Here is a 7,658-nt window from a genome sequence, read left to right on the forward strand (position 1 = left end):
CCCGGTGGCCGGCGAGCGCCGCGCACATGAGGTCGCGCCCGGCCTTGGCCCGCGCCACCTGCTCGGCGACGAACGGCTCGCCCTCCTCCAGCGCCGCGATGGCGCCGCGCTGCATGAAGGCGGCCACCCCGGAGGTGGAATACTGGATCAGGTTCTCGATCACCTGGCCGAGGGCCGGCGGGGCCTCCAGCCAGCCGATGCGCCAGCCGGTCATGGCCCAGTTCTTCGAGAAGGTCTGCACGAACAGGACGTGGTCGTCGTCCTCCATCACGTCGCGGAACGAGGGCGCAAGCCCGCCTTCGCCGTAATGGAAGCGGCCATAGATCTCGTCAGCGACGATCCACAGCCCGTGCCGCCGCGCCAGCGCCAGGATGGACCGCAGGTCGTCATGGGAGGCGACGAAGCCGGTGGGGTTGGCCGGCGAGTTGACGAAGATGGCGCGGGTGCGCGGCGTGACGGCGCGCTCCAGCCGGTCGTGGTCGAAGGTGAAGCCCGTCGGCCCGTAGTCGAACGGCACCGGCACCGGCACGGCGCCGATCTTCAGCGCAGCCGCCGCGGCGTTCGGCCAGGTGGGCGAGGGCAGAAGCAGTTCCTCCCCCGCCCCGAGCGCCATGGCGAAGGCGATCTGGATCGCCTGCATGCCCGAGCCGGTGACGAAGAAGCGCTCCGGCACCTCGGCGACGCCGTAGAGCCGGGCGATGTAGCGCGCCAAGGCCACCCGCAATTCCGGCAGGCCGCGCTGCCAGGTGTAGAAGGTCTCCCCCGCTTCCAGCGACTGGGCGGCGGCGTGGCGGATGAAGGCCGGCGTCGGCAGGTCGCCCTCCCCCGCCCACATGGGAATCACCCCGCCGCGGGCGAGGCCGTAATTCATCACCTCGACGATGCCGCTCTCGGGCAGCGCCCGCACATGCGCGCGCACCCGCTCAAGGCATGGATCGGCCACGGGCGACACGTCTTCGGGCGACGTTTCTCCGGGCGACGCCCGGCGCTGCGGCTCGGGGGGAACAAGGGATGTCATCGGCGGGCTCGGAGCAAAGACGGGCGCAGGGCTTGCCCGGGTTGGCAAGGATGGGGCGAAGGCTCCGGGCGAAGGCTCAGAGCGATGCTTGGGACGGGATGGGCGGCCGGCGGACGAACCGCCGCGGGCGGCACCATAGCCGCCCTCTCCCCGGTTTGCTCATCAATTGGTGACGCCGTTCGATCAGCGCCCGTGATCGAACGGTGCGTCTGCTCACCTTTCGTCAGTGCAGGGATGCAATGGCACCTTGCAGGACTGCGCGTTGCGATTGCGCGAGCGAAGACCTAGCTCGGAGGCACCAAGACCGGCCCAGTGCGGGCCGGACCGGCGCGCATCCGGCCCGGAAAAGGCCCGGCCCAGGCGTCCGGCATCTCCAGCAGCGGGATACCCCGATGACCGTCAATGTTCAGCCCACCGCCCCCCGGCCGGTTCTCGACAAGGCCGCGCTCGACACCCTGTTCCTCGCCGCCCGCTCGCACAATGGCTGGAGCGACGCGCCGGTCAGCGACGCGGAGATCAAGGCGCTCTACGACCTGGTGAAATACGGCCCGACCTCGGCCAACACCCAGCCGGCGCGCTTCGTGTTCGTGCGGTCCGAGGCGGCCAAGGCGCGCCTCGCGCCGGCGCTCTCGGAAGGCAACCGCAAGGCGCTGGCCGCCCCGGTGATCGCGCTGATCGGCTACGACACCAAGTTCTACGACCGGATCCCCGAGGTCTTCCCGCACAATCCGGGCTTCCGCGACCTGTTCGTGAACAATCCCGGAATGGTGGAGCCCCACGCCTTCCGCAATTCCGCGCTCCAGGGCGCCTATCTCCTGCTCGCCGCCCGCGCGCTCGGGCTCGATGTCGGCCCCATGTCGGGCTTCGACCAGGACAAGGTGGATGCGGAATTCTTCCCCGGCGGCACGGTGAAGACCAATTTCATCACCGCCATCGGCCACGGCGACCCCTCCAAGGTGATGGAGCGCCTGCCCCGCCTCGCCTTCGACGACGCCGCGCAGATCGTCTGATCGGCCGTCGGAACCTGGTCCTGGACCGCGGGGGATGTTCCGGGACGCCGGTCGGCCGGCCGGCGGGTTGGACCTGCGGTCGGCCCGGCATGCGGTCAACCCTCGCCGGGATCGGCGGTGAGGCCGGCGGCGGCGATGCCGGCCACGGCGCAGGCCTCGTCATTGTCCGAGGTGTCGCCGGAAATGCCGACCGCACCGATGACGTCGCCGTCGTCATTGCGGATCAGCACGCCGCCCGGCACCGGCACCAGCGCGCCGCCGATGGTGCTGGTCGCCGCGGCGATGAAATAGGGCTGCTCCTGCGCCCGCTTGAACAGGGCGCGCGAGCCCATCCCAAGGGCCAGCGCCCCGTTCGCTTTGCCCCGCGCGATGTCCCCCCGGTTGAGGCTGGTGGCGTCGTCGGCGAGGAAGCTCTTAAGCGCCCCGCGCCCATCCAGCACGCAGATGGCGAGCGGCTTCATGGCCTGCGTCCGCGCATGCTCATGGGCGGCGGCGAGGATGGTCTGCGCGGCGGCGAGTGTCAGGCTTTTCAAGGGCTTCCTCCTGGTCGGGCGGGGCGCGGGAGCGCGCCGGCGGGTGCGCCCGGGAGGACGATCGGCCGCCGGGCGCCGCTCATCCCTCTACCGCATCCGGCCCCATTTCTGAACCGGCGGCGTGGCCGAACGGCCGCGATCGGGCGGCATTTTTGCTCCCCCATCGCCGCCCCGGCATGGCACCATCGCCGCCGAGACCGGGAGAGACCGCCATGACCGCCGCCGCGAGCCCCAACCCCAAGCGCCTCAGCTTTGAGCCGGGACACCGCCGCAAGTTCCTGGTGGTGGTGGACGACACGCCGGAGTGCGACCGGGCGGTCTATTATGCCAGCCGGCGCGCCGCCGGCACCTCAGGCGGGCTCGTGCTGCTCGGCGTCCTGGAGCTGGAAGGCGTGAACCAGCAATGGCTTGGCGTCGCCGATCTGATGCGCGCCGAGGCCCAGGAGCAGATGCAGGCGCGGCTGCAGAAATTCTCGGCGCGGGCGCGCCAAGTGGCCGGCATCGCCGCCGAGGAGGTGATCCGCGAGGGCTCGAAGGCCGAGGCGATCTTCTCCCTGATCGCCGAGGATCGCGACCTCGCCATCCTGGTGCTCGCCGCCGGCACCGGCAGCGAGGGGCCGGGGCCGCTGGTGACGAGCCTCATTGCCGCCCATGCGGCGCGCTTCCCGGTGCCCATCACCATCGTGCCCGGCGCGCTCTCGGACGAGGAGCTGGACGCCCTCGCCTGAGGCACGCGGGAGGAAGAGAAGCGGGCCGCCCGCCGGCGCCGGGGAAGCGGCGCGGCGCAGGGCGACCCGCTCATCGCGGACGCGGTACGCCGGTCACTTGTTCCACGTCACGCGATAGGGTCCGGCATCGATATGGATGTGGCCGGAACGGTAGATGCCGAGGCCCTTCACCCGCGGGTCCTTGCGCAGATGGGCAATGATGGCGCGGCGGTTGCCGGAGGGGCGGAAATCGACGGCGCCGCAGTCCCGGTGCTGGCTCGGCCGGCCGGTGCCCGCCACCACGGCGCCGGGCCGGTGGGTGGAGATCACGGTCACCGGGCCGAATTTCTGCTCGACGTCGGCGAGCGCGCTGCGAAGCTCCGGCGGAAGGCAGGCGCGGCTGGTGCTCGATCCGGAGCCGGCGGATTTGGCCTTGGGACCAGCAAAGGCGGGGCCCGAAGCGGCGGCGAGAACGAGGGCGGCGGAAAGCGTACGCACGAATACAGACATGCTCGACCAAGATCCTTGGAATCGGGGAATGGCGGGCGTTCGCGGCGGCAGGAAGCGCCTGCGGGAGAGGGCCCGGCGATCGGGACGCGCGGTGCGGCGTCCGGAGGGCGCGCTTTAGAGCGGCGATGTTTGGCACAAATAGGGCGTGCTGCGCCGCACCTCTGCCACCTCTCCGCGCAGTCCCGCGGCGGGCGCCTGCGCAGTCGTGCTTGCGCGATCGCAGTTTGACGCTATATTAGCGCCGTCCCTGATGAGGGATACCTCAGCGCCATCGCAGTCGAAGGTGATGAGAGTGGGCCCGGCCGGACCCGCTCCTTTTCGGCTTATCCGCATCCGCCGGAGCCGAAGCATCCCCTGGCGCGACTGGCGCGGACCGCCGAGAGGACCGCCGCAAGGCGGCCCGCACGGGGGCCGATGAGCGACCATGAAATTCCGCGCAAGGCCACTGCGCACGAACCGTCCCGGAGGGACATGAGCGACCCGATCACCCTGACCGCCGATGCCGACGAGCCGCGCCTCATCACCGAGACCGGCGTTTCGGCGCGCGTGGCGTCCATCGCCTCCGGCGTGCTCGGCGGGCTGGGCTATCGGCTGGTGCGCGTCAAGGTCACGAACCGCGACGGCGGCACGGTGCAGATCATGGCCGAGCGGCCGGACGGCACCATGACCATCGACGATTGCGAGGCCGCCTCGCGCGCCCTCTCGCCGGTGCTCGACGTGGAGGACCCGATCCACGGCGCCTACCGCCTGGAGATGTCCTCGCCCGGCATCGACCGGCCTTTGGTGCGCCTTAGCGACTTCGTGCGCTGGTCCGGCCACGAGGTGAAGATCGAGATGGCGGTTCCGGTGGACGGCCGCAAGCGCTTCCGCGGCCTGCTGATCGGCGCCGAGGGCGACGAGGTCGTGGTGCGCCGGCTCGACGCCAAGGCCGACGAGGAGCCGACCGTGCGCCTGCCGGTGGGCGACATCCACGAAGCCAAGCTCATGCTCACCGACGCTTTGATCCGCGAGGCGCTGCGCGCCGCCAAGGCCGCTGGCGAGGCCGCCGGCGAGGAGGCCGAGGACTTCCTCGACGGCGCCGACGGCGCAGCCGACGAAGACGTTGCGGCGGACGAAGATGTTTCGGCGGACGAGGACATGCCCGCCCCGCCGCGCCACAACCCGAGCGCCAACAAGGGCCTGACCGGCAAGGTCGCCGGCAAGAAGGCCAAGGCCAGCAAGACCGGCAAGAAGGCGCACGCGAAGAAAACCAAGGCCAAGAAGTCGCCCTTCGCCGAAGAAGACGACGTCCCGGCCCCGAAGACCACTGCGAAGGAGACGCACTGATGGTCGCCGTCAGCGCAAACCGCCTGGAGCTTCTGCAGATCGCCGACGCGGTCGCGCGGGAGAAGTCCATCGACCGCGGCATCGTCATCGCCGCGATGGAGGATGCCATCGCCAAGGCCGCGCGCTCGCGCTACGGCCAGGAGACGGACATCCACGCGGACATCAATCCGAAGACCGGCGAACTGCGCCTCGCGCGCCATCTTCTGGTGGTGGACGAGGTGGAGAATTCCGCCACCGAGATCACGCTCGACGGCGCGCGCGGCACAATCCCGCGGCCCAGGTGGGCGACACCATCGCCGATACCCTGCCGCCCTTCGACTTCGGCCGCATCGCCGCCCAGTCGGCCAAGCAGGTGATCGTGCAGAAGGTGCGCGAGGCCGAGCGCGACCGGCAGTATGACGAGTACAAGGACCGCATCGGCGACATCGTCAACGGCCTGGTCAAGCGCGTCGAGTACGGCAACGTGGTGGTGGACCTCGGCCGCGGCGAAGGCATCCTGCGCCGCGACGAACTCCTGCCGCGCGAGATGGTGAAGACCGGCGACCGCATCCGCGCTTATGTCTACGACGTGCGCCGCGAGCCGCGCGGCCCGCAGATCTTCCTCTCACGCACCCATCCCCAGTTCATGGCGAAGCTGTTCGCGCAGGAAGTGCCGGAGATCTACGACGGCATCGTCGAGATCAAGGCGGTGGCCCGCGATCCCGGCTCGCGCGCCAAGATCGCCGTCATCTCGCGCGACAGCTCGGTGGACCCGGTCGGCGCCTGCGTCGGCATGCGCGGCTCGCGCGTGCAGGCGGTGGTGAACGAACTGCAGGGCGAGAAGATCGACATCATCCCCTGGAACCCGGACATCGCGACGTTCATCGTCAATGCCCTCGCCCCCGCCGAGGTGGTGAAGGTGGTGCTCGACGAGGACCGCGAGCGCATCGAGGTGGTGGTGCCCGACGCGCAGCTCTCGCTGGCCATCGGCCGGCGTGGCCAGAACGTGCGCCTCGCCTCCCAGCTCACCGGCTGGGACATCGACATCCTCACCGAGCAGGAGGAGAGCGAGCGGCGCCAGAAGGAATTCGCCGAGCGCACCAAGATGTTCTCCGAGGCGCTCGACCTCGACGAGATGATGGGCCAGCTGCTCACCTCCGAGGGCTTCACCTCGGTGGAGGAGATCGCCTACGTGCCGGTGTCCGAACTCGCCTCCATCGAGGGCTTCGACGAGGACACCGCCGCCGAGCTTCAGGCCCGCGCCCTCAAGCATCTCGCCGAGGTGGAAGAGGGCCTGGACGCCCGCCGCAAGGAGCTCGGGGTCGAGGACGAACTGAAGAGCGTGCCCGGCGTCACCTCCAAGATGCTGGTGGCGTTCGGCGAGAACGACATCAAGAGCGTCGAGGACCTGGCCGGCTGCGCCACCGACGACCTGATCGGCTGGAGCGAGCGCAAGGACGGCGAGACCACCCGCCATGCCGGCGCGCTCGACGGCTTCGAGTTCACCCGCGAGGACGCGGAGACCCTGATCATGCAGGCGCGTGTCGCCGCCGGCTGGATCAGCGCGGACGATCTTGTCACCGAGGGCGCGGAGGAGGCCGAGGAGGCCGCCCCCGACGCCACGGCCTGAGTAGAAGGAGATGACCCACGGTGCTCGCGAGCGTGCTGGACGAGGAGACGGACGGGGGGCCGCGCAGCGTTGCTGCTGCGCGCGCGCCGCTCGCGCGCCTGTGCCTCGCCACCCGCGCCGTGACGCCGGTGGGGGAGATGCTGCGCTTCGTGGTGGGGCCGGACGGCACGATTCGTCCCTGACCTCGCGCGCCGGCTGCCCCAGGCCGCGGCGCCTGGGTGAGCGCCACCCGCGCCGCCCTCGAGACCGCCCTGAAGCGCAAGGCCTTCGGCCGCGCCTTCAAGGGCAAGGGCACGGCCGACCCGGGCCTGGCCGACCTCGTCGATGATCTTCTTTCGCGCGACGCCCGCGCGTCCCTGAGCCTTGCCAACAAGGCGGGGCGCGTGGTCACGGGCAACGCGAAGGTGGAGGAGGCGCTCGCCGGCGGCGGCGTGCTCGTGCTTCTCCACGCAGCCGACGCGCGCCCGGACGGGGTGCGCAAGCTGGACGCGCGCGTCCGGCAGGCGGAGGCGCAAGGCGCCCCTCAGGTCCATGTGATCGATTGCTTTCCCGGCATCGAATTGGACTTGGCGTTGGGGCGGTCAAATGTGGTACATGCGGCGCTGCTCGCGCATCCGACGACCGCGGGATTCTCGCGCGCTGCCGAAGGCTCGAGCGCTGGCGGACTGGAACGTCCGACAGCGCGCCGGAGGGGCATGGCCTGAACGCAGGCGCATCCCCCGACCGGATGCAAGGAACGGATACGGAATGAACGACACGAAGACACCCGGCGACAAGACGCTTCACCCCGCCCCCGGCAAGACGCTCACCCTGAAGCGCCCGGTGGAGCAGGGCACGGTGCGCCAGAGCTTCAGCCACGGCCGCTCGAAGGCGGTGGTGGTGGAGAAGGTGAAGCGCCGCGTCATCGCGCCCGGCGAGGCCGCAGCGCCTGCGGCGGCGCCCCAC

The 7,658-nt window shown here is 70.6% G+C and carries 9 protein-coding genes and 1 pseudogene; 7 read left to right on the forward strand and 3 right to left on the reverse strand.

Annotated features, from left to right (window positions below):
• The coding region (locus tag AC2W7M_RS15440) for a pyridoxal phosphate-dependent aminotransferase (RefSeq protein WP_486133115.1) at positions 1-943 on the reverse strand (943 nt) is incomplete at its 3' end.
• 467 nt (positions 944-1,410) lie between these two features.
• On the opposite strand from AC2W7M_RS15440, the gene AC2W7M_RS15445 reads away from it, so the two are divergent.
• Positions 1,411-2,028, forward strand: coding sequence for a malonic semialdehyde reductase (locus AC2W7M_RS15445; protein ID WP_486133116.1), 618 nt, complete (start codon positions 1,411-1,413; stop codon positions 2,026-2,028).
• Between the two features lie 95 nt (positions 2,029-2,123).
• On the opposite strand, the gene AC2W7M_RS15450 is transcribed toward AC2W7M_RS15445, so the two are convergent.
• Positions 2,124-2,561, reverse strand: a complete 438-nt coding sequence (locus AC2W7M_RS15450) for a GlcG/HbpS family heme-binding protein (protein ID WP_486133117.1) — start codon at positions 2,559-2,561, stop codon at positions 2,124-2,126.
• A 212-nt stretch (positions 2,562-2,773) separates the two neighbouring features.
• Between AC2W7M_RS15450 and AC2W7M_RS15455 the strand changes: the two genes are divergently transcribed.
• Positions 2,774-3,289, forward strand: a complete 516-nt coding sequence (locus AC2W7M_RS15455; protein ID WP_486133118.1) for a universal stress protein — start codon at positions 2,774-2,776, stop codon at positions 3,287-3,289.
• A 93-nt stretch (positions 3,290-3,382) separates the two neighbouring features.
• On the opposite strand, the gene AC2W7M_RS15460 is transcribed toward AC2W7M_RS15455, so the two are convergent.
• A complete protein-coding gene (locus AC2W7M_RS15460; RefSeq protein WP_486133119.1) occupies positions 3,383-3,778 on the reverse strand; it encodes a D-Ala-D-Ala carboxypeptidase family metallohydrolase in 396 nt (131 codons plus the stop codon).
• A 471-nt stretch (positions 3,779-4,249) separates the two neighbouring features.
• On the opposite strand from AC2W7M_RS15460, the gene rimP reads away from it, so the two are divergent.
• The 5 genes and pseudogenes from rimP to AC2W7M_RS15485 all read left to right on the forward strand — a co-directional run.
• Positions 4,250-5,104, forward strand: a complete 855-nt coding sequence (rimP, locus tag AC2W7M_RS15465; RefSeq protein WP_486133120.1) for a ribosome maturation factor RimP — start codon at positions 4,250-4,252, stop codon at positions 5,102-5,104.
• Positions 5,104-6,713 (forward strand): annotated as a pseudogene (gene nusA, locus AC2W7M_RS15470) (transcription termination factor NusA). Before rimP ends, nusA begins: the two are co-directional and overlap by 1 nt.
• A 20-nt stretch (positions 6,714-6,733) precedes the next feature.
• Positions 6,734-6,895: a hypothetical protein gene (locus tag AC2W7M_RS15475; protein WP_486133121.1), complete on the forward strand. Its 162-nt coding sequence runs from the start codon at positions 6,734-6,736 to the stop codon at positions 6,893-6,895.
• A 36-nt stretch (positions 6,896-6,931) separates the two neighbouring features.
• The gene (locus AC2W7M_RS15480; RefSeq protein WP_486133122.1) at positions 6,932-7,417 is read left to right on the forward strand and encodes a hypothetical protein; all 486 of its coding nucleotides are present in this window, start codon (positions 6,932-6,934) and stop codon (positions 7,415-7,417) included.
• A gap of 43 nt (positions 7,418-7,460) precedes the next feature.
• Positions 7,461-7,658, forward strand: a 198-nt coding sequence (locus AC2W7M_RS15485) for a translation initiation factor IF-2 associated domain-containing protein (RefSeq protein ID WP_486133123.1), incomplete at its 3' end; no start/stop codon positions are given.

It is taken from the genome of Xanthobacter sp. BG11Y11_SDJG (genome assembly GCF_057364445.1).